Below are 20,726 nucleotides of genomic sequence, written 5' to 3'. Positions count from 1 at the left end.
TAAAATGAATTATTATTTGAATAGATCAACTATAGGAGGAAGTAAGCCATTGAAAAAAATATTTATTACACTTACTTTAGCGTTAGCAAGTCTTTTTGTTATGTCAGGATGTCAGTTTTATGATAGAGAACTAAAAAAAGAAGTCTACTATACAAAAATCACGACAACTCCTGAAAAACAAACAGATAAAGAAGGTAGCTCATATTTTGAGTATAATCAAGTATTTGTCAATAAAAATGGTGAGAAAATCGACTTAGAAATGAAAGAATATCGAAATAAACCATTAAAAAAAGACGCCTATTTGAAAGCAAAAGTAACGAAAAGTGACGGAGTGAAAAGTTGGGAAGAGGTAGAAAAGAGTAAGGTTCCTGACAAAGCTTTAGATACTATAGAGAAAAATGAACCTTGAATTAGCTATTCAATGAAACATTTAGGACTAATTTCTGATTGATAAATGACCTAAAACTAAGTTAGTTATCTCTTATTAATGAGCATTATCAAAAATGATTTGGTCAGTTTTTTTTAAGGCTTATGAACGTTTTGAAGGAAACTATTTTGAAAGAAAAGGATTCCCCTTTATACTTATCAAGAGAGAGGAGCTTGCGATGACTAATTGAGGGGAACAGTGGCAATAGATTCAGCAAAAAAAGTTTTTTAGGAGGGCGAAAGATGAAATTAGATATGATTGGTATCATTACTAAAGACATGGAAAAATCAATTGAATTTTATGCGTTGTTAGGGTTCATCGCGAATGGAGCTACTACCGAAGAATACGTTGAGCTAGCACATGAAGGTATTCGAATTTCTTTAAACACTAGCAAAATGATTGCTGGTATTTATGGATACGAACCGCAGACAATTGGAGACAAAATCGAATTAGCTTTTTTGTGCGACTCTGTGGCAGATGTTGATGAGATGTATCGAAAAGTAAGTGATGCTGGCTATGAGACTTTTAAAGAACCATGGGATGCTTTTTGGGGTCAACGCTATGCAATTATTAAAGATCCTGACGGAAATCTCCTCAGTTTATTTGCGAATTTTCCGACAAAATAGTGAACGAAAAAGAATAGAAATAAAAAAACAACTTTAGTTCAGTGCTAAGGTTGTTTTTTGTTTATTCAAAGTAAAAATCCACACTTTTTTTGGACTAATTGTATAAAGTTTATCAAATCATCAGCAAACAATGTTTTTCTATTTCTTGTATCTTGATAAAAATAACTATCAAGATGGGCATATACATGTGCGAATCTTCATTTGAATAAATTTTCATGTTATTTTTATGTTGACAAAGTAAAACTTACTTGATAAAGTGTCGTTGTCAAATCGTAATGATTACGTTTTGTTGTAGACAAATCGAAAAAAAAGGAGTGTCAACACTTATGGCTAAAAAAGCAAAAATGGCGCGAGCAAGGAAACAACAAGAGTTGATTGAGCAGTATGCAGAAATCCGACTTCAGTTAAAGGCTGCCAATGATTATGAAGGTTTGGCAAAGCTACCCAAAAATGCGAACCCAAATCGCTTGAAACGACGCGATCGAATAGATGGCAGACCTCGGGGGTACATGCAAAAATTTGGTATGTCCAGGATAAGGTTCCGAGAATTAGCGCTTCAAGGTTTGATACCTGGAGTAAAAAAAGCAAGTTGGTAAAAGAGAAGAAAAGAAATCTGGAGGAATAAAAAATGGCAGTTCCAGCAAGAAAAACATCAAAAGCAAAGAAAAAATTGCGCAGAGCGCATTTAAAAATAGCAAAACCTGAAATTTCATTTGATGAAGAATTAGGCGATTATCGTCGTAGCCACCATGTTTCACTTAAAGGTTATTATAAAGGACGTAAAGTAAGCGGCAAAGAATAAGGGAGGATTAGAATGAACATTATTTATCCACCACTAGTTGAACAAAGCTTCCAATTTTATCAGAAAAATAGTAACGAAGACTTCAGTAAAACGGATCTTTATCGTTCAATGGTCGCTAATCAGATTATTACTGAGAATGGTAATCCAACAGTCGAAGCAATTGAAAGAGGACTTGTTCGAGATTTTTATGAGGAACAGGATCTTTCGTTTGAAGAATTTTTAGCAATTTATCCAATTTTTACTACGTATGAAACAGAACTTTTTCAAAAAATTGATGGTTTTTGGGAGATACCAGTTTCATTGAAAAATGAATTGATGATCCAACTTGAGCAAGGGAAATTTAACTATGATGAACAGGTTCAAGTTGAACAGTTTTTATCAGAAAGATAAATCAGAAATGAAGGTGAAACGATTGAGACAAACAATTATTCTAGCATGCGAAGAAACAGGTGAACGAATTTATTTAACAAGTAAAAATAAACGAAATACACCTGAACGTTTAGTACTAAAAAAATATTCACCTAAATTACGTCGGCGTGCAATTTTTAAAGAGATGAAGTAAGCATTTTTGAAGAAGAGAGGTGATTTCTTTGGGAATACCGATAACAATCGTATCCGGCTTTTTAGGAGCTGGAAAAACAACCTTGATTAATCAGGCATTAAACGCGACTGAGCTACCAAGAGAAGAAATAATTATTATTGAAAATGAGGTTGGCCAAACAGGAATCGACCACGAACTCTTACTGCACACCAAGGAACATGTCCTGCAATTAAACAACGGTTGCATGTGTTGTAGCCTGAGAGAAGATTTGATAACAACGTTAGCAAGTATTGAAGAAGTAACCAAAGAATGGCAAGTTCCTTTGTCACAAATTATTGTTGAAACAACAGGAATTGCTGATCCTCAGCCAATTATTCAAACTATTTTAACTACACCTGTTCTGCGAAATACCTATTATATTGATAGTCTTTTAACTGTTGTGGATAGTCAAAATAGTTCGATGTATCAAAATGAACCTGTCAGTCTAAAACAAATCGCATTGGCGGATCGAATTTTCTTTGCTTTAAAAGAAGGAGATACTGTCAGCAATTGTTCAGAAATACTAGCAAGATTGATCGAAATCAATCCATTAGCTGATTTTATTTATTTTTCGGAAACAGCGCCGATTTCTGCAACCGACTTTTTTCACTTAGACAAATTTCAGGCGACCGAAGTGTTAAACGAGCCGGTAGCAACCCAACCTGAAATGGAATTGACGAATGAGTCGCATCACAGAGAACATCACCACAAAGATCATTTACAGGGTCACACACATGCAACAACTGTTCATCAACAGAACAATCATGGTTTTCAAACCGTTTTGTTGACTGCAAATAGCGAATTAAATGAAGCCGCATTAATACGTTGGATTGATTGGTTATTATTTTTTAATCAAGAGTTGTATCGTTTCAAAGGAATTGTTGCGCTAGAAAATCGTGAATTGGCAGCTGCTGTACAAGGCGTTAATCAGCAAGTTCGCTTTCAACTGACTCCACTAGAAAAATCAACGACAAAAATCGTACTCATTGGAAAAAATTTAGCATCAAAAGAAATAGAAGAAACCTTTAATCAATTGTGCATTGCTTATAAACAGTAAAAAGGAGAAATCAATGGAAAAAACAGACATTTCAAGTGCGTATCGACGATTAAAAAGTCCAAACATCAAGACAAGAAAACGAGCATTAAAGATTATCAAAGAATATAAACGAAATAAACAGCGAGCTAGTTGAATGAAAAGGAGAAATCGAATGAAAAAATGGAAAGTTGGTTTATTTAGCCTACTATTGGTAAGCGTGCTGGGTGCGTGCAGTACGAATGGTCAAACTAGTAAAGAAACCGGAAAAGAAAAGCTATCAGTTATCACAACTTTTTATCCCATGTATGATTTCACGAAGAACATTGTAGGTGATGAAGGTGAAGTCAAGTTGCTGATTCCAGCTGGAACGGAGCCACATGATTATGAACCATCTGCTAAAGAAATTGCAAGTATTCATGATGCAGATGTTTTTGTTTATCATAATGAAAATATGGAAACTTGGGTGCCACAAGCCGAGAAAAGTTGGAAAAAAGGTTCACCCAATGTAATTAAAGGAACAAATGGGATGGTGTTATTACCTGGAAGTGAAGAAGAACACGATCATGACCACGGCGAAGAAGAGCATCATCATGAGTTAGATCCGCACACGTGGGTTTCACGTAAGATGGCGATTAAAGAAGTGACATCAATCAAGGAACAGTTAGAACAACTTTATCCCGAGAAAAAGAAAACTTTTGAAACAAATGCAGAAAAGTATCTAACAAAACTAAAAGCACTAGATGAAGAGTATACAGAAAAATTAAGTGTAGCTAAGCAAAAAAACTTTGTTACGCAACATGCTGCTTTTGGCTACTTAGCCTTAGATTACGGATTGAATCAAGTTCCTATAGCAGGTTTGTCTCCAGACCAAGAGCCTTCACCAAGTCGACTAGCTGAGCTAAAAGAATATGTTCAGGAAAATGAGATTAAATACATCTACTTTGAAGAAAATGCTGAGGATAAAATTGCAAAAACGTTAGCAGATGAAGCGAAAGTTAAACTCGAAGTACTAAACCCTGTCGAAAGTTTAACTAAAGAACAAATAGCAAATGGAGAAGATTATCTCTCGGTGATGAAAGAAAATCTGACGGCTTTAGAAAAAACAACAAGCGTTGCAGGCAAAGAAATCAAACCAGAAAACGTAACAGAATCGACTAAGACGGTTGCCAATGGTTACTTTAAAGATGAGGCAGTCAAAGACCGAACACTAGCTGATTATGCAGGTGAGTGGCAATCACTTTATCCTTTGTTAAAAGAGGGCGCTTTAGATCAAGTTTTCGACTATAAAGCAAAATTAAACAAAGATAAAACTGCGAAAGAATATAAGTCTTATTATACAGCTGGTTATAAAACAACTGTTGATAAAATGACGATCACAGATCATACGATTGACTTTGTTGTCGATGGCGAGCACCATCAATATGAATACAACTATGCTGGTTACAAGATTTTAAATTATGAAAAGGGAAATCGTGGTGTACGTTTCCTTTTTGAAACGGCTGACAAGGATGCTGGGGAATTTAAATATGTGCAATTTAGCGATCACAATATTGCACCAGTTAAAGCGGAACATTTCCATGTCTTTTTTGGTGGAGAGAGTCAGCAAAAGCTTTTCAATGAACTAACTAACTGGCCCACTTTTTATCCAGCTGATTTGACTTCGCAAGAAATCGCACAGGAAATGATTGCACATTAAGACCTATTTATGACAGAAAAAAACGAGGACTTTTGAGGTCCTCGTTTTTGTTTTAGTGTGTGTATAAGAATGCAGATAAGAGATACAAAATAGCAATATGTGCAGGGTAGAAAATATAGAAGAAATACTTCATTCCTTTTCCTTTTTGACCGTTGTAGAGCAAAATCGGAACGATTGCAAAAATCATCATCCATTGCGTAGAACCTAAGAAAAAGTAAATGGTTGCAACTACTACGATCATTAAACACTGGATTTGCCGATTATTTCTAGCGAGATACAGTAAAGGAATCAGCAGTACCATGACATTGTTTTCTGCCAAAAGTAACGCTGGTAAAGTCGCAGTAATTGTTAAAAAAACAAATTGATTTTGGATAATCATGGGGCTTTCCATTAATAGTGGTAATAAGAAAGAAAACAGGATTGGAAGAATAAATAGAATCGTCCCACCAAGCATTTTTTTCAAATTAGTTGCATGTTTCCCTTCGACAAAAAGATCAATAGCGAACATCATCAGTGTACCTATAAAAAGATCTCTAAAAATATTGTTCATCAAAACAACTTGATCATATCCCACAAGTTTTTCGAGAGTAAAGGTAAATAAGGTCATCAGAACCATCGACAGGTAGAGTCTTGACATATATTTTTTCTTGTTGTGCGTATGACTAAAGCCAATAACACTGACAAAAAAGAAAATTGTTGCGACAGGTCTACCAAACCAGTCTAGCCAGTTAGGTGCTCCAAATGGAACAAACATCTGATGGATATGATCAATAAACATTAAGACAATGCCTAACATCTTTAAATCAAATGTTGATAGGCCTTTTTTGGGTGTATCAATCGTCAAAAATAATTCCTCCTAACTAACAATAACTATATGTTAACAATATGATTGATTGAAAGGCTAGTGAAGTAATATAGAACGAGCGAACAATTTTGTCACAAGAGATTTTTTTGTTATCGATCATATACTGGTCTTTATGAGGAAAGAGTTGGGTAGTTGGGCTAGTGAATTCATGGTATACTAATAAAAAAGATCCTTGAAATCTAAATAAATAGATACCAATAGAAGCATCCAAACTGAAGCCTTGCTATGGGCAAATAGTGCGAGTACGGAACCTCAAAAATTTTGAGCCGAGGTTTTAGAGCTATGCTGTTTTGAATGCTTCCAAAACGTAGTAGTCAAAAGCTCTTTCCCAATTTTCGTTTTAGAGCTATGCTGTTTTGAATGCTTCCAAAACAGGTAATTCGATGACTCCGACAATTCCAGAGTTTTAGAGCTATGCTGTTTTGAATGCTTCCAAAACAATAGAAAAGAAGGTTTTTCAATGCTCTACCTGTGTATATTTAGGGTATACTCAAAATATACGATAATGTTCTATTTATTGATAATTATCTTCCTTAATTTTGAAATGGCAGAAATCGATATCAATGAGAGGATAGATTTTTTCTTAATCCTAAAAAAATTGAACAACAATTTCCGGAGTTTTTTAAAATCTCTGAGTTGTACTATTTGAAGGGAAAAATATGTTGGATACTAGAGAGTATGAGCTAAAGCTGCAGCAGCCGTAGATTTTCCTTGTAAAAAGGTTATTAAAGGTTTAAAAAGAACGCTTGAAAGAAATTGGAATACCAGTTCCAGAAATATATCAAGATAAAATAAAAAAGATGTAGCCGAACAAATGCTTTGAAGAGGGTATAAATCCTGAAGATTATTAGGCTATAAGATTATATAGTTAAATATTAAATGTTATTTTTTGTGAGTGTACATACTTGATAAACCTTGTTTTTTAGCGTGTTTAGGTATTGAAATTGAATTATCAATAAATTTTAAAAATGTTATCGTAATGACACCGATTTATAATTATCCCTTTTTCTAAATATCATGCATACATTTCCAAATTAGTTTATTATACTTTTTGTGAACGTTTACAAACTAAATGAATGAATGGAGAATATCAAATGAAAAACGATGTTGGTAATTATTCTAAAAGTGTCTATGCTTTATTTTTCGCAATTCTTTTATGTTTAGGTATATTTTCACCCACGGTATCAATAGTGGTGGCTGCAGATGAACTTACTGTACCTGAAGCAAGTTCAACAGAAGTGGTAAAAAATGCAAAATGGGTTGCATTAGAACAAGAAATGGCTACACCACAATATCAAGTAGCTTCAAAAGCTAACCCTGAAGGCACTGCAAGATATATTCTTAATAAATATGAGGGAGCAGAAGCATTCGCTGCGGGATTAGGTCAACGTATACAAAATGGCGGTTGGAATGTATATTATAATTCAGCTTCGGGCAAGCAAACTGCTCGTACATCTTATAACGGTATGTATGTTGCAGCAGCAGGAGCCGGTAGTCTATCTACCGTATTAGCAAAATTTAGTGCTTCTGGTGGTGCAGTAATTGTTGGAGCTGCAGCTCTTTTAGCAGGTATAGCAATGGGTGCACTTAGCGTTTACTCGAAAGATTGCAGAGATAACATTGATAATCATGGAAATACTGGTACTGCACGGATTACACTTACTGAATCAAGATGGTCTTCACAATATGATCATCGTTGGTAAATTGATAATTTAAACTGGAAAACAATCTCTGTCTTCATTTATTGTTGCAATAAATAGAATAACAGAGATTGTTTTTAATATAATGAGGAGATGGGCGATGAAATCTTTGGGTTTTATTAGACTTTTTCAATTTTTTCTTTTAATTGCAAGTCTTTTTTTTGCTATGAAACACAATTTATTGTTAGCTTTGTTTATCTGGGCGCTATCTGGTGGGTTAAGTTTCACTGTCCCCCAAAAATATCGTTTCCCTTTTTGGTCACCTTATAAAGGCCTATTATTTCCAGTATGGATTGAAAATATTATGGATTTAGTCATAACAATAGGCGTGCTATTGTTGGTAATATTTTTATCATGATTTGTTTTAGAGCGACGCTGTTTGAATGCTTCCCCAATAATAATAGCTGTGTTTATCAATGGTACCCAACTGAGCCATTTGAAGGAAACGAGTTTGCAGTAATTATCCAATATTCGTCAGAAACGTATCAACTGATTTTTTGATACCAATTCCAACAAAAAACCACCAAATAATTGGTGGTTTTTTTGTTGGGTAAATATTTGGGAATAACTAACATGAGAAGATATCATACGAATAAATTGAATTGGAAGATAGGGATAATTTATTCGTACAATATTATTATAACGTATTAAAAACGCTTTTATAATTTGTTTTTGCTATAGTTATTATTATCTTTTTTACTTAAATCAAGTTGCCTGAAATTGGCTATTGTAAAGTGAACGATAGAGTGTTGGACGTTTCAACAGTTGCTTATGCGTTCCTTTTTCAATGATGTCGCCCTTATCCATCACTAAAATCAAATCAGCATTTTCGATGGTGGAAAGGCGGTGAGCAATGACGAAACTTGTCCGATTTTGGGTCAACGAGTTCATTGCTTCTTGAATTTGTAATTCTGTGCGAGTATCCACACTAGAAGTTGCTTCATCCAAAATAACCACTGGTGGATTTGCCAAAATGACACGAGCAATGGTCAACAATTGTTGCTGCCCTTGTGAGAGGCCTCCACCATTATCACTTGTGACGATGGAATCATAGCCATTAGGAAGCGTCAGGATAAAGTGATGACACTGAGCGATTTTAGCTGCTTGGATAATTTCTTCTCGTGTTGCATCCATTTTTCCATATGCGATATTTTCAGCAATCGTACCTTCAAATAACCAAGTATTTTGTAGGACCATTCCAAATAGGGAGCGAAGATTTTCTCTTGGAAGATCAGTGGTTGGAATGCCATCGAATTCGATTTGGCCAGATTCGATGTCGTAAAATCGCATAAGTAGATTGACTAGTGTTGTTTTGCCTGCGCCGGTTGGTCCAACAATGGCAATCTTTTGGTTTGCTTTCGCATCAAAGTCAACTTTTTTCATCAATGTTTTGTCGGGGGAGTAGCCAAAGCGAACATCCTTGAATCGGATATTTCCAGCAGGATGTTGAATGGTTGTTCGACTTGTATCTGCTTGTTCTTCTTCATGATCCAAAATATAGAAAATCCGTTCAATCGAAGCCATGGCAGCTTGAATCGAGTTAATGACGTAAGAAGCTGTTGAAATTGGTTCGGAAATTTGATTGATATATTGTAGATATGCTTGCAAGAAACCAATCGTGATTCCGCCACTTAATACGGTCATTGCACCAAATATCGCACTAAAAATAAAAGCTGATTGGTTAATAACACGGGATAAAGGGTAGATAGCAAAGTTCAAGAATTGAGCACGTTTAAATACAGTATAATGTTCATCAATTGTTTGACTGATAGCCTCTGTTTGTTGATTTTCTTGGTTAAAGGTTTTTGAAACAATGACACCAGAAAGATATTCTTCCATTTCATTGTTGATACTACCAAGTTTCACCTGTGCTTTATCGGCCACTTCTTTATTGATCATTGAAAATTTGTGTGTTACCAGTCCGCTAAGAACCAATAAACCAATCACTAAGATTGACATTTTACTGTCGATGTAAATCAACATGATTCCCGCAAAAAGAATGGTAACGACGGATGTGAATAGTTGGTTAATACCGGTCAATAATACTTGAGAAAGCTGATTCAAGCCTGTAGTCGTCCGACTAATTAGATCGCCAACTTGATGATTATCAAAAAAGGACATCGGTAATTTTTTGATTTTTTTCGTAATTAGTTTTCGAGTATTCAAAGTAAGTCGTTCACTCAATGTCGCCATTGCTCGTTCTTGCACGTAGGAAAGTCCACTACTGATTAGCGAAAACAGAATTAACAGTAAGACAGTTGGAAGCAATTGTTCTGTGAGTAAGTCAAGTGTTACTGACAAAGATTCTTTCAATTGAATGACCGCGACGATTTTATCAATTCCTAGCGCCATCAAGAAGGTCATTGCAACCACTAAAATATTTCCAACCAAACTACAAAACATCAATAGATAAAAATATTTATGTTCAAAACGATGTAATTTCCAAAAGCGATACATCAGATGTTTTTTATTCGGCATCATGTTGTTCTGTTTCATATTATCACTCCTTCATTCCTTGCGAAGCTGCAATTTCTTGATAAATTTTGTTGGTACATAACAATTCTTGATGTGTGCCTTCACCAGCAATCTTGCCATTTTCCATGAGGATGATGTGATCGGCATGGGCGATTGTACTCAAGCGTTGGGCAATGATTACTAATGTTTTGTTCGACAGTTCTTTTGTGAGAGCTTCTCGCAAAGCGGCATCTGTTTGATAATCTAAAGCAGAAAAACTGTCATCAAAAACATACATTGAAGCGGGCTTGATTAACGCTCGCGCAATACAAATTCGTTGTTTTTGTCCACCAGAGTAGTTACTGCCTCCCTGTGCAGTGAATGACTCATATTTATCGGGTAAAGTATCTACAAATGATTTTAACTGAGAAATTTTTGCTGCTTGGTCAATTTCAGCTGGTGTGGCATCTGCTTTTCCCATTAAAAGATTTGATTTAATTGTTCCTTTGAATAAAAATGCTTTTTGTGGAACATAAGCAACCTGTTCACGAATACTGCTTTGTGTCAAAGCAGTCGTTGGGACATCATTCAATTTGATTTCACCACTTGTAGGGTCATTGATTCGTAAAAGAAGCTTCATTAACGTGCTTTTTCCAGAACCAGTTGCGCCAACGATAGCGGTTGTTTTTCCAGCTGGGATTGTAAATGAAATTTTTTCAATCACTGGATTGCTTTCTTTTCCGTACGCAAAAGAAACGTTTTGATAGCTTGCAGCACTAGCATCTCTGATTTGAAAAGAAAACGGCTCAGGGTCACTGATTGACGGTTCAAAATCCATCACTTCTTCCAGTCGTTTCAATGAAGCAACGGAACGAGGGATGACCACAAAAACCATTGCTGCAAGCATAAGGTATGAGAGTGCCAAAAGCGCATATTCCGTAATTGCTGCGATGTTTCCAATTTGGATGGTCTGATTGCCCACGAGGTAACCACCGACCCAAAGAATGGATGCATAGACAACACCCATAATCAGAAAAGCGGTAGGAGTGATAAAAGCAAAAATTTTATTCACTTGAATCATTTGATTCGCGTAGTTGGTAAATGATTCATTCGTTTTCATTTCTTCATGGTCCTGATTGTTGAATGCACGAATCATGTTGATTCCAGTAAAAAACTCTCTTAGTTTAGTAGTGATTCGATCCATTTTTGGTTGAATACTTAATGCAATGGGTGTTCCTTTTTTCAGTAAAAACAATAATACGACCAAATAAAAGAGGATAGCTACCAGTGGAATCCACAACAAGTTTGGCGCATTGAGATACGTCATGGTCAAAGCAAAAACAGCAATGATTGGAGCAGGTAGGATCAATTGGCAAAACATCACAATCATTTGTTGCACATTGTCCACATCGTTCGTCATACGAGTGAGCAGAGTGCTAGAACCAATTTTATCAATATCAGAAATGCTTAGTTCCTGAAATTTTTGGAAAAACGATTTTCTGATTTGGCGACCGAAACGTCCGCCAAGAATTCCTGACAGATAGCTACCAATCACGGCGGCAATCGTACCTAAAACCGTAACGATAATCATTTGAATGGCAATAAGCTTGATTGCGTCAAGATCATTTTTTAAAATGCCAAGATTGATTAGCCGTGCTACTAGCATAGGCACGCCTAAGATTCCGATGATTTGTAAAACAATAAAACTGCTAGTCAGAGCAACAATGCCCTTATTTTGTAACAAGAAATTTTTTAGTACTTTCATAAGTCATGCCTCCTTAGTTTTGACAATAATGGAGTATACAGGTTAAAGTAGCTTTAAGGTCAAGGAGGTTTTAAAAAAAATGAATAAAACATTTTCTATTGGTGAAGCTGCGAAATTTTTGAACTTGCCAACATCTACGATTCGTTATTGGGATTCAATTGGTTTGCTAACGAACTCCCGAAATAAAGCCAATGATTATCGGACATTTACCTATGATGATTTATTTGCATTGTATGATGTCAAATTCATTCGAAGTTTGGGTTTATCAATCAAAGATGTTCAAGGCATTTATCGAAAATCAGAAAAAGAAGTTTATGAAGTTCTGGAGCAGACAGAAAAACGTTTGGCAGAAGAAATTGAAAGATTAAAAGGCGAAATGGCACAAATCGAGCAACGAAAACGACATCTTTCATCCACTGGGTTTGATTTGACTGGAACACATGATTTGAAAATCGATTTTACGAAAATGGTTCGTGCTGATTTAGATGAAAACTTTACTGCACGGAAATATTTAGAAAAAAATTGTAACTCAGGGATTATTTGGCAACAAAAAGGTCAATCGCTAGAATATGTTTTTTGTATCGGCACATCTTTTGAAGACGAAATTGAAGAAGAAATCCTTTGGGAGTACAACCCAGCGTTTGATTATCAACCAGTAATCATTGAAGTAGATCCTGCAGATAGCGACCGAAATAATCTTCAAGAGGTCGTTCGTACGTTAACAGCTAAGGGTTATGATATTCAGCAAGTTATTGGCGAGTTTCTCGTAAGAAAACAATATGAGCACACTTCTGATAAGGAGTATTATTTATCTTGGATTGAAATCAAGAACAAAGGGAAACAAAACAAATAATAGACAGTTTGATAAGTCTGTCTAAAAGTAAGATTCGTAAATTTGCCTTATTCGTTGTAGGATAAAAGAAACAAATGAGTTATGATGAAGAAGGGATAAGATGGTTAAACACAAGCAAGAAGCTGAGGAACCTGTTGATATCTGGGGACGAAGCCCTTTACAACTGTACGAAAAAATTGGAACCCCTATCAAAAGGGCAACAACAAGTATGAATCGTTCAAGTAATGGCGAATTAATCCATGATTACTTTGTCGTATTTACTGATAGAAAACCGGATGTACGTGGCTACCGAGAATTGTTGCAAGCAGCTGAATGGATCAACTACGGCACAAAAATCTATCGAATCAGCACGACTAATTCTTTCGCAACAATTGAAAAATTAGTTACAGAAACATTTGATATTCAAATCAAGACAGATTTCTTTGTTTCTAATTCAACCGTTGATCCGAGATTCATCAATTAGTGTGACTGTTACTATGAGAATTGGACTGATAAGAAATTGTTACTGTTTTTATAAGTGAGGAGCGTGTTTGTAATGAAAAAGAAGATTTGTTTTGTCTTAGCGGTAGACGGTGGATTGTCTTATTCCGCACTCCCTATAGGCTTAAGAAATCAGCAACATTTAAAAGAGTTCTTTTCTAAAGACTATGATGTTTCGCTGAATTACCTTCGAGATAAAGAGCAGGTAGACTATCTGATTGTACCGAGACAGTTAGCACCATTCATCAATGAAAAAAAGCTACCAATTATTGAAGTGCCATCAAATCTCTTTGTAATCAAAGATTATCAAGGAATAAAAGCAATCATCGATTACTATTTTAAGCTGGAAGATGAATGATAGAAGTGTTTCTAGTTGAAACAATTATCTAAACGTGCTAACGTTATGTGTGAGGGATGGTGCTCCCTCCTAAACGCTGAGTAAATCAGCTGATGGCGCCTATTGTAAACTAATTACTTATCCAAGAGTGTATTTGTTGTACTCTGTTTTTAAGTAATTGCTTTACAATAGGCGTTTTTTTATTGCATTTTTGTAAAAACTAGGAGGAAAAAAAGATGACAGTAGTAATTGAACAAGTAAAAGCAAGAGAAATTTTTGATTCACGCGGAAATCCAACGGTGGAAGTCGATGTGATTTTATCTGATGGAACATTAGGCAGAGCCGAAGTGCCAAGCGGCGCCTCTACTGGTGATCGTGAAGCCGTGGAATTACGTGATGGCGGTACTCGTTTATTAGGAAAAGGAGTTAGTAAAGCTGTTGCTAATGTCAATGGAGAAATCAATGATGCATTGAAGGGAACTTCACCTTTTGACCAAGCAAAAATTGATAAAATGATGATTGATTTAGACGGAACATCAAACAAAGGACGACTTGGAGCAAACGCGATTCTTGGTGTTTCAATGGCGGTTGCTCGCGCAGCGGCACAAAGTAAAAAAGTTCCATTGTATCGTTATCTTGGTGGCGTTGATTTAGAGCTACCTCAACCATTTTTCAATGTAATCAACGGAGGTGTTCATGCAGATTCTGGTATTGATGTGCAAGAATTTTTGATTACGCCCATTCAACGAACAACTTTCCGTGATGGCGTAGAAAAAATTGCTAACATTTACCATACATTAAAAAATATTTTAGCAAAAGACGGCTACGAAACAGCTGTCGGAGATGAAGGTGGCTTCGCACCAAAACTAGGAAGTACAGAAGCTGCGATTGAAATGCTTTATCGTGCAATTGAAGAAGCAGGTTACGAACCAAAAACGGAAATTGGTATCGCACTTGATCCAGCTTCCAGTGAATTCTATGAAGATGAAACAAAAAAATATCATTTTGAAGGAAAAGAATTAAGTTCTGATGAAATGCTTGCTTATTACCAAAATTTAGTTAAAAAATATCCAGCAATCATTTCTATTGAAGACGGATTTTCAGAGCATGATTGGGACGGATTCAAAAAAATGACGGATGAAATGGGTCAAACCATTCAACTAATTGGTGATGATATCTTTGTAACTAATCCAACGATTTTTGCTGAAGGAATTGCCAAAGGTGTTGCCAACTCGATTTTAATTAAACTAAATCAAATTGGAACAGTGTCAGAGTCCATTGAAGCCATCAAAATGGCACGAAAAAATGGCTACACAACGATGATTTCTCATCGTTCTGGTGAAACAGGAGACACATTTATTGCCGATTTTGCAGTTGCGATGAATGCTGGTCAAATTAAAACTGGTTCGATGGCACGCAGTGAACGTGTTGAAAAATACAATCAATTTTTACGTATCGAAGAAGAGCTAGAAGGCTACGGCGCACTTGCACAGTTTCCTAAAGTCCAATAAAAAACAAAGAATTAGCTAAATTTAATTAAAAAAGGGGTTCAAGCGAGAGAAAGTTCACTTGAACCCCTTTTTTCTTTTTTCAGCTATTATGTGAGCAGCAAACACGCTTGATTCGTTGAAAATGCTAACTAAAAGCAAAAGAAAGTCTGAGATAGAAAAAGAAAGAACAAATCATATTGACAGCGCTTTCTCTAAATGGTAATTTATTTGTATAGTAAATTGAATAAGCAAAGAATAATAGGATTGTTATTATTAAGTTAAGCAAGACCTGACCAGTTTCGACTGGTTAGGTCTTTTTTTGTGTAATTCTATCTGAGGATAGTTGGTAATAGAATTACTAGTTGCTAAAACGAAATTTTAGTAACTAGTAGCTTAAAGAAAGGAGCATTTTGATTATAGCAACTCGCTATCACTAAAAAAGAATGTATCAAGAAGTACATTGTTAAAACGTTCGTTGGAATTTTTTGACATGTGCTTAAAAATGGAAGGGGATAGAAATGAAAAAGTGGTTGAAAGTAGTAGGAATGATTGGATTGATGTTTTCTTTATCAGCTTGTCAAGAAACAAACTCCGCAACAAGTACTGAAAAAGAGGCAAATAAAGCGCCAGATCAAGTAGAAATTTATTTAGCAAGACATGGCAAAACTATGCTGAACACAACGGATCGCTCGCAAGGCTGGATCGATGCACCGTTAACACCGGCAGGCATCGCTGTTGCAGAGGACTTGGGGAGGGGATTAGCAGATGTAGATTTTGATGCAGTTTATTCTAGTGATAGCGGACGAGCAGTCGAAACAGCAACCTTAGTATTGAAAAATAATGGACAAGAAAAGCTTTTAGATACATTACACACTGACAAACGATTACGTGAATTCAACTTTGGTACCTATGAAGGAATTCCCAATCCTGAAATGTGGAGCGAAATTGCCAAAGAACAAGGAAAAACGTTAGAAGAGTGGCAAAATGAAATGGGTGAAGAAGGATTCGTCAAAACAATCCAAGGTTTTGCAGACACTTTACATGAATTAGATGAAAAGAAACTTGAAGAATTAGGAAAAGAGCATGATGTCGCTGCTGATGAAGTGAGTTGGCGAGCAGAGGATTATCAAACAGTTATTGACCGTGTTTCGAGTGCAGTAGCTGACATTGTTAAAACAGCTGAGGAAAAAGGGCAAGATAAAATCTTAATCACTTCACACGGTATGACAATTGCTTCATTTGTCGCATCAATTGATGAATCGGCAGAAGTTCCGCCAACTGGCTTAAAAAATGCCAGTGTTTGTAAAATTATTTATCAAGATGGTAAGTATACAGTGGAATCAGTTAATGATTTATCTTACTTAGAAAAAGGTGCAAAAGATAAATAGTCTGCAGATGAAAAGTAACTTGCTCAAAAAAGTTGTGGCTCCAAGCGGTCAGCTCCGGAAAACTAAAAAATAACTTTTGATTTTTCACAAGCAAATGGTATGACAGATAAATTCGTTCGTACTATTCTGGAACTGTGGGGGGAAGTTTATTTTTTATACAAGGAAGGAGATTTATCGTGAGTAAAAGAAAAGTTATCATCGTAGGTGCATCACATGGCGGACATCAATCTATTTTAGAATTATTATCTAGATATGGTGAAAATGTGGAGATTACGTTATTTGAGGCTGGAGATTATATTTCGTTTATGTCGTGTGGAATGGAACTTTATTTAGAGGACCAAGTAACGGATGTAAATGATGTCAGAAACTTTCGACCAGAAAACTTTCCAGAAGAAAATGTACACATTTTGAATAATCATTTAGTAAAAGCAATCAATGCAGATCAAAAGACAGTGACTGTCACCAATACACTGGAAGATCAGACTACTGATTATGCATATGATAAATTGATTCTAAGCTCTGGTGTCACACCAAATTCGCTTCCAGTTCCAGGTACCGATTTAGAAAATGTTTATTTGATGCGTGGGTATAACTGGGCAACGAAAATCAAAGAAAAGCTCAATGATTCTGATGTTAAACATGTAGCAGTTATTGGTGCTGGATATATTGGTATTGAAGCAGCCGAAGCTTTTTGTAAAGCTGGGAAAGAAGTAATTCTTTTAGATATGATAGACCGTCCATTAGGCACTTATCTGGACCAAGAAATGACAGATATTTTAGCAGAGCATTTAACAGAAAAAGGAATCCAAGTCATGACCGGCGCAAAAATTGAAGCATTTTTAGGCGAAGGAAATGTTTCCGCTATTCAAGTAAACGGTGAAGAAATCCCAACTGATTTGATCATTCAAGCAGCAGGAGTAAAAGCCAATACTGAATGGTTAGAAGGAACCGTTGACTTAGATCAACGTGGTTGGATTGTAACGAATGAATACCTTCAAACCAATCTTCCAGATGTGTATGCCATTGGTGATGCAACACTTGCTTATTCGATTCCGGCACGTGCCAAAATGCCAATTGCTTTGGCGACAGTTGCCAGAAGAGAAGCACGTTATGTTGTGCAACATTTATTTGAAAGCATTCCAAGCCAACCTTTTGGCGGAGTAGTTGGTTCATCCGCATTGAGTGTATTTGACTATCATTTTGCTGCAAGTGGTTTGAATAGTTTTACAGCGGGTAAAGCAGGAGTAACAATTGCCTCTGCTTACTTTGAAGATACTTTACGACCAAAATATGTACCAGAAAAATTTGGAAATACGAGAGTTTCTGTTCAACTATTTTTCGATCCAACGACCCATCAAATTTTGGGTGGAGCTGTGTTATCAACTTATGATATTACTGCTCAAGGAAATGTGTTAGCTTTAGCAATCCAACAAAAATTAACACTAGAAGATTTAGCTGAGGCAGACTTTTTCTTCCAACCAGGATTTGACCGTCAATGGAGTCTGTTGAACCTAGCTGCACAACATGCTTTAGCTGAAAAAGAATTTATTGAATAAAGCGAAAATTGAATCAACCTCCAAAAGTAGTCAAATGGACAGGCTTTTGGAGGTTGATTTTTTCATTTACAATCAAATGATAGCCAGTATAGTGAAAAGCTTATTGTTTTCCAACTATTTTCGTTGCAAATAAGGTTTCATGCTATACTAAAGAAAAGTGTTCCTTGAAATAAGAATAACCAATGACGTTAACGAAGAAGCATTCAAACTGGAGTCTTGCTATGGGCGAATAGTGCGATTACGGAACCTCAAAAATTTGAACCGAGGTTTTAGAGCTATGCTGTTTTGAATGCTTCCAAAACAATTCTGCTAGGCGTGCCACCATGTCTGTTGTTTTAGAGCTATGCTGTTTTGAATGCTTCCAAAACTGGGACTTGATTTTACCCACTTGTTAGCTAGTTTTAGAGCTATGCTGTTTTGAATGCTTCCAAAACATTAGCTAACTTAATTAGTCGTTGTACATTGTTTTAGAGCTATGCTGTTTTGAATGCTTCCAAAACAGTCGTATTAAAGAAAAGCGACTATAGGCTGTTTTAGAGCTATGCTGTTTTGAATGCTTACTTTTGACTGAAACTGTCATTGTTTTAGTATGTGTTTATAAAAAGTAGCAGAAAGAATACGTGATATTGACTCAAGAATAACTGATGATAATTTGCAGTAAAAAAGAACGCAGTTTCATGTAGTTCCTTAAAAGTAGGGAGCTATTCATGAAACTGCGTTTTTTTGATACCTAATTTAATTAACGAATAGTACCTAGAAACATTTCAAAATTTTGCGTATCAGCTATTTTTTGTTGTAGTTTTCGGTCTTCTACAAGATCAGATAAATACTCAAAAAAAGCTTGGAGTTTGTCTTTGTCATCTTCAGCAACGGCAAGTAAAAAGATGATTTTTACGGTTGCATTCGGACGCCAAAAAATCGGTTCTTTTGAGATGTAAACAAAAATTTTTGTTTTCTGGATGGAGGCATCAATAGCATGAGGGATTGCGATCAACTCAGTGATATTTGTTGGTGCAATTTCTTCTCGATCAATCACTTTTTCAATAAAATCTTCAGCGACAATGTCTTGTTCTTGTAAAATAGTTCCGATTGACTGGATTAATTCGTCCCGTGTAAGTTGCTGATTGTTGACAACGAATAAGGCTGGATCAAACAAGCTCAAAAAATGACGTTTTTCTTCTTCAGCAGCTAAAAGTTTTTCAATTTTGCCCATCCCTTGTTTAATATCTAAAAAGTCGATTTGGATAACAGGAATCTGTTTATCTTCGAGAGGAACTGTTGAGATAAGAAAATCAACGTTTGTTAACTTTTTTGTTTGATAAGTTGCATAGGAAATAGTATCGATGATTTCTAATTGATCAGAAAAACGCTTTTTGAGCATCGCTTCAATCAACCGACTTGTCGAAACGCCTTGACCACAGACAACCAAAATTCGTTTTTTATCTGCTGTGTGTGCTTTTTTTCGCTCAATCGCTGCCGCAATGTGTAAAGCTAGGTAACCAATGTCATCTTCGGTGAACTCAAAGGTGCTTAGCCACTTACTATTGTTTGTTGCCAAAACAGCTAATTCAAAGGCATACGAAAAATTCTTTTTGATCTCCGATAATAGGGGATTTTTTTTATTTTTCATAATTTCCTTTAATGTCAGGTAACTAGAAAAATGGATAAAGAGATCTTTTCGTAAAATCTCATCTTGTTGCAGGTCTTCACCAATCATTTCATTAAGTTCCATCAACATCTGATCAATGAATTGATAGATCTTAGTTGTTTGGCTACTGGAATGTTGCGGCTGTTGTAAATCTAAAAAGAGATGGTTCTGTAACCAGATTTCGTCTTGAAGGTCAAAGCTGATTTGATTCTTTTTTTCGATAGCTGTCAAAAGTTCTCTGATTGAAGACTGAATCTTTTCATCAATAATAAAAAAACTCGAAACAGATTCAAGATGATGCTGATTTTTCACTCTAAGGATAGCAATGGCTAGGTGAATAACAAAATTTTTTCGATGATAGTCAGAAATTTTATACAGATTAGGTGGAAAGTAATCTGTTACTAACTGTGATAGTTCGACTAAGTTGATTTCGTGAAACAGTTCATACTCATTACGAGAAAACTGCGAGATATAGCTCTCAAAATTTTTTTCAATTAATTGATCTGAGATTACCTGCCGGATAGCTGATTCTTCCCCAACGATTTTATACCCAATGTTTACTTTTGAAGTGATTTTGATCTCATAAGAAGCAAGTAATAAGCGAAGCTGGCGAATATAACCTAAGATTGTCGTTCGCCCGACATATAATTGATTGCACAGTTCATCTAGTGATATTTCTTTCTCTGAAAATAAGAACAGAAGTAATAATTGCTTGATTCGATCTTCAGAAGTTTCTAGTTGATGGGATGGGGTGGTTGATTGTGAATGCAGCTCGGTAAATAGTTCTTGAACATTTTCTTTGTGTAACATTTCGTATCCAATACCTCTTTTGAGCACGACTGTGGCATCGTATTTCGCTAGAAAATCATTTAACTCCTTCAAATCATTTCTGATTGTTCGTTTAGAAACTGAAAAGTCCGAAGCCAGCTGCTCACTGGAACAATTTTTTTCGGTATAGAGACGTTGAAACAGCTGGTTTAATCTTTTATACGCAAACATAATTAGCTCCCCCCTTAATTGTTA

At 35.7% G+C, this 20,726-nt stretch carries 21 protein-coding genes, 2 CRISPR repeat arrays and 1 riboswitch; of the genes, 17 read left to right on the top strand and 4 right to left on the bottom strand.

Going from position 1 to position 20,726, the window contains the following annotated elements; genetic code table 11:
- Positions 1-49 precede the first annotated feature (49 nt).
- The 9 genes from AB3I20_RS01490 (at position 50) to AB3I20_RS01450 (ending at position 5,167) form a co-directional block, all read left to right on the top strand.
- Positions 50-409: a YxeA family protein gene (locus AB3I20_RS01490; RefSeq protein WP_067481871.1), complete on the top strand. Its 360-nt coding sequence runs from the start codon at positions 50-52 to the stop codon at positions 407-409.
- 260 nt (positions 410-669) lie between these two features.
- The gene (locus tag AB3I20_RS01485; protein ID WP_067481872.1) at positions 670-1,053 is read left to right on the top strand and encodes a VOC family protein; all 384 of its coding nucleotides are present in this window, start codon (positions 670-672) and stop codon (positions 1,051-1,053) included.
- Positions 1,054-1,379: 326 nt separating this feature from the next.
- Complete coding sequence (gene rpsN, locus AB3I20_RS01480; RefSeq protein WP_067481874.1) at positions 1,380-1,649, top strand: 30S ribosomal protein S14; 270 nt, start codon at positions 1,380-1,382, stop codon at positions 1,647-1,649.
- Between the two features lie 32 nt (positions 1,650-1,681).
- The gene (gene rpmF, locus AB3I20_RS01475) at positions 1,682-1,855 is read left to right on the top strand and encodes a 50S ribosomal protein L32 (RefSeq protein ID WP_067481876.1); all 174 of its coding nucleotides are present in this window, start codon (positions 1,682-1,684) and stop codon (positions 1,853-1,855) included.
- A 12-nt stretch (positions 1,856-1,867) separates the two neighbouring features.
- Positions 1,868-2,245, top strand: coding sequence for a hypothetical protein (locus AB3I20_RS01470; protein WP_067481878.1), 378 nt, complete (start codon positions 1,868-1,870; stop codon positions 2,243-2,245).
- Positions 2,246-2,252: 7 nt separating this feature from the next.
- A complete protein-coding gene (rpmG, locus tag AB3I20_RS01465) occupies positions 2,253-2,417 on the top strand; it encodes a 50S ribosomal protein L33 (protein ID WP_256869270.1) in 165 nt (54 codons plus the stop codon).
- 28 nt (positions 2,418-2,445) lie between these two features.
- Complete coding sequence (locus AB3I20_RS01460; RefSeq protein WP_067481880.1) at positions 2,446-3,492, top strand: GTP-binding protein; 1,047 nt, start codon at positions 2,446-2,448, stop codon at positions 3,490-3,492.
- A 13-nt stretch (positions 3,493-3,505) separates the two neighbouring features.
- Complete coding sequence (locus AB3I20_RS01455) at positions 3,506-3,625, top strand: putative metal homeostasis protein (protein ID WP_086270960.1); 120 nt, start codon at positions 3,506-3,508, stop codon at positions 3,623-3,625.
- Positions 3,626-3,643: 18 nt separating this feature from the next.
- A complete protein-coding gene (locus AB3I20_RS01450; RefSeq protein WP_368026849.1) occupies positions 3,644-5,167 on the top strand; it encodes a zinc ABC transporter substrate-binding protein AdcA in 1,524 nt (507 codons plus the stop codon).
- A 52-nt stretch (positions 5,168-5,219) separates the two neighbouring features.
- On the opposite strand, the gene AB3I20_RS01445 is transcribed toward AB3I20_RS01450, so the two are convergent.
- Positions 5,220-5,963: a TraX family protein gene (locus AB3I20_RS01445; protein ID WP_067482427.1), complete on the bottom strand. Its 744-nt coding sequence runs from the start codon at positions 5,961-5,963 to the stop codon at positions 5,220-5,222.
- 340 nt (positions 5,964-6,303) lie between these two features.
- Positions 6,304-6,472: direct repeats of the CRISPR family, unit length 36 nt; unit sequence GTTTTAGAGCTATGCTGTTTTGAATGCTTCCAAAAC.
- Between the two features lie 654 nt (positions 6,473-7,126).
- Here AB3I20_RS01445 and AB3I20_RS01440 point away from each other — a divergent pair.
- Complete coding sequence (locus tag AB3I20_RS01440; RefSeq protein ID WP_067481884.1) at positions 7,127-7,735, top strand: hypothetical protein; 609 nt, start codon at positions 7,127-7,129, stop codon at positions 7,733-7,735.
- A gap of 97 nt (positions 7,736-7,832) precedes the next feature.
- The gene (locus AB3I20_RS01435; protein WP_067481886.1) at positions 7,833-8,090 is read left to right on the top strand and encodes a hypothetical protein; all 258 of its coding nucleotides are present in this window, start codon (positions 7,833-7,835) and stop codon (positions 8,088-8,090) included.
- Between the two features lie 347 nt (positions 8,091-8,437).
- Here AB3I20_RS01435 and AB3I20_RS01430 read toward each other — a convergent pair whose 3' ends face one another.
- Both AB3I20_RS01430 and AB3I20_RS01425 read right to left on the bottom strand, forming a co-directional pair.
- Positions 8,438-10,228, bottom strand: a complete 1,791-nt coding sequence (locus tag AB3I20_RS01430; RefSeq protein WP_368026848.1) for an ABC transporter ATP-binding protein — start codon at positions 10,226-10,228, stop codon at positions 8,438-8,440.
- 4 nt (positions 10,229-10,232) lie between these two features.
- On the bottom strand, positions 10,233-11,951 hold the full coding sequence (locus AB3I20_RS01425; RefSeq protein WP_067481890.1) for an ABC transporter ATP-binding protein: 1,719 nt from the start codon (positions 11,949-11,951) through the stop codon (positions 10,233-10,235).
- A gap of 79 nt (positions 11,952-12,030) precedes the next feature.
- Here AB3I20_RS01425 and AB3I20_RS01420 point away from each other — a divergent pair, with 79 nt between their 5' ends.
- The 6 genes from AB3I20_RS01420 (at position 12,031) to AB3I20_RS01395 (ending at position 18,055) form a co-directional block, all read left to right on the top strand.
- Complete coding sequence (locus tag AB3I20_RS01420; RefSeq protein ID WP_067481892.1) at positions 12,031-12,804, top strand: MerR family transcriptional regulator; 774 nt, start codon at positions 12,031-12,033, stop codon at positions 12,802-12,804.
- 100 nt (positions 12,805-12,904) lie between these two features.
- Positions 12,905-13,267, top strand: a complete 363-nt coding sequence (locus AB3I20_RS01415) for a hypothetical protein (RefSeq protein ID WP_067481894.1) — start codon at positions 12,905-12,907, stop codon at positions 13,265-13,267.
- Positions 13,268-13,339: 72 nt separating this feature from the next.
- Positions 13,340-13,642: a hypothetical protein gene (locus AB3I20_RS01410; RefSeq protein WP_067481896.1), complete on the top strand. Its 303-nt coding sequence runs from the start codon at positions 13,340-13,342 to the stop codon at positions 13,640-13,642.
- A 43-nt stretch (positions 13,643-13,685) separates the two neighbouring features.
- Positions 13,686-13,751, top strand: a riboswitch (Fluoride riboswitch).
- A gap of 106 nt (positions 13,752-13,857) precedes the next feature.
- Complete coding sequence (gene eno / locus AB3I20_RS01405; protein WP_067481899.1) at positions 13,858-15,132, top strand: phosphopyruvate hydratase; 1,275 nt, start codon at positions 13,858-13,860, stop codon at positions 15,130-15,132.
- 497 nt (positions 15,133-15,629) lie between these two features.
- Complete coding sequence (locus AB3I20_RS01400; RefSeq protein ID WP_067481901.1) at positions 15,630-16,499, top strand: histidine phosphatase family protein; 870 nt, start codon at positions 15,630-15,632, stop codon at positions 16,497-16,499.
- Between the two features lie 176 nt (positions 16,500-16,675).
- Entirely contained in the window at positions 16,676-18,055 is a 1,380-nt protein-coding gene (locus tag AB3I20_RS01395) for an FAD-dependent oxidoreductase (RefSeq protein WP_067481903.1), read from the top strand.
- 266 nt (positions 18,056-18,321) lie between these two features.
- Positions 18,322-18,622: a CRISPR direct-repeat array (repeat unit 36 nt; unit sequence GTTTTAGAGCTATGCTGTTTTGAATGCTTCCAAAAC).
- 172 nt (positions 18,623-18,794) lie between these two features.
- Here the strand turns inward: AB3I20_RS01395 and AB3I20_RS01390 are convergent.
- Positions 18,795-20,702, bottom strand: coding sequence for a BglG family transcription antiterminator (locus AB3I20_RS01390; RefSeq protein WP_067481904.1), 1,908 nt, complete (start codon positions 20,700-20,702; stop codon positions 18,795-18,797).
- Between the last annotated feature and the right edge of the window lie 24 nt (positions 20,703-20,726).

The sequence above is a fragment of the Enterococcus sp. C50 genome (assembly GCF_040887505.1).
In the GTDB taxonomy this organism is placed as follows: domain Bacteria; phylum Bacillota; class Bacilli; order Lactobacillales; family Enterococcaceae; genus Enterococcus_B; species Enterococcus_B thailandicus.
This window is presented reverse-complemented; position numbering and strand designations above follow the sequence as displayed.

Bases quoted from the DNA above. Each gene is read 5' to 3' on its own strand.
- AB3I20_RS01440 (WP_067481884.1), top strand. From the start codon at position 7,127: ATGAAAAACGATGTTGGTAATTATTCTAAAAGTGTCTATGCTTTATTT.
- AB3I20_RS01450 (WP_368026849.1), top strand. From the start codon at position 3,644: ATGAAAAAATGGAAAGTTGGTTTATTTAGCCTACTATTGGTAAGCGTG.
- rpmG (WP_256869270.1), top strand. From the start codon at position 2,253: ATGAAGGTGAAACGATTGAGACAAACAATTATTCTAGCATGCGAAGAA.
- eno (WP_067481899.1), top strand. From the start codon at position 13,858: ATGACAGTAGTAATTGAACAAGTAAAAGCAAGAGAAATTTTTGATTCA.
- AB3I20_RS01435 (WP_067481886.1), top strand. From the start codon at position 7,833: ATGAAATCTTTGGGTTTTATTAGACTTTTTCAATTTTTTCTTTTAATT.
- AB3I20_RS01485 (WP_067481872.1), top strand. From the start codon at position 670: ATGAAATTAGATATGATTGGTATCATTACTAAAGACATGGAAAAATCA.
- AB3I20_RS01430 (WP_368026848.1), bottom strand. From the start codon at position 10,228: ATGAAACAGAACAACATGATGCCGAATAAAAAACATCTGATGTATCGC.
- AB3I20_RS01400 (WP_067481901.1), top strand. From the start codon at position 15,630: ATGAAAAAGTGGTTGAAAGTAGTAGGAATGATTGGATTGATGTTTTCT.
- AB3I20_RS01455 (WP_086270960.1), top strand. From the start codon at position 3,506: ATGGAAAAAACAGACATTTCAAGTGCGTATCGACGATTAAAAAGTCCA.
- AB3I20_RS01470 (WP_067481878.1), top strand. From the start codon at position 1,868: ATGAACATTATTTATCCACCACTAGTTGAACAAAGCTTCCAATTTTAT.
- AB3I20_RS01415 (WP_067481894.1), top strand. From the start codon at position 12,905: ATGGTTAAACACAAGCAAGAAGCTGAGGAACCTGTTGATATCTGGGGA.
- AB3I20_RS01420 (WP_067481892.1), top strand. From the start codon at position 12,031: ATGAATAAAACATTTTCTATTGGTGAAGCTGCGAAATTTTTGAACTTG.
- rpmF (WP_067481876.1), top strand. From the start codon at position 1,682: ATGGCAGTTCCAGCAAGAAAAACATCAAAAGCAAAGAAAAAATTGCGC.
- rpsN (WP_067481874.1), top strand. From the start codon at position 1,380: ATGGCTAAAAAAGCAAAAATGGCGCGAGCAAGGAAACAACAAGAGTTG.
- AB3I20_RS01410 (WP_067481896.1), top strand. From the start codon at position 13,340: ATGAAAAAGAAGATTTGTTTTGTCTTAGCGGTAGACGGTGGATTGTCT.
- AB3I20_RS01390 (WP_067481904.1), bottom strand. From the start codon at position 20,702: ATGTTTGCGTATAAAAGATTAAACCAGCTGTTTCAACGTCTCTATACC.
- AB3I20_RS01445 (WP_067482427.1), bottom strand. From the start codon at position 5,963: ATGTTAGGCATTGTCTTAATGTTTATTGATCATATCCATCAGATGTTT.
- AB3I20_RS01425 (WP_067481890.1), bottom strand. From the start codon at position 11,951: ATGAAAGTACTAAAAAATTTCTTGTTACAAAATAAGGGCATTGTTGCT.